At 52.5% G+C, this 255-nt stretch carries 1 pseudogene; it reads right to left on the bottom strand.

The window, feature by feature from the left end:
• Positions 1 to 33: 33 nt before the first annotated feature.
• Positions 34 to 255: pseudogene (locus V6F91_RS27285) on the bottom strand (IS481 family transposase); the annotation flags it as partial.

Genomic DNA, 255 nt, shown 5'->3' with positions numbered 1-255 from the left:
GTGGACACATGTTCGGAGACATGGTGGACGGTTTTAGATCTTCTTACCTGCCGTCACGATCTGCAAGTTCAAGTCGATTCGAGCGACACGATGTCTACTCCAGTAGACATCGTGGATGCCGTCCTCCGTCGTCTCCCTGATCGCTATGCACCTGCCATAAAAAGCCTTTCCGATCTTGTATTCCCGATTCCTCCAGAAGATTTCGCCTCCCACCTGTACCTTCCTGACCACATCCGCGTCGTTGTACTCCGGTTC

The organism is Pseudomonas koreensis, assembly GCF_036668835.1.
In the GTDB taxonomy this organism is placed as follows: domain Bacteria; phylum Pseudomonadota; class Gammaproteobacteria; order Pseudomonadales; family Pseudomonadaceae; genus Aquipseudomonas; species Aquipseudomonas koreensis_I.
This window is presented reverse-complemented; position numbering and strand designations above follow the sequence as displayed.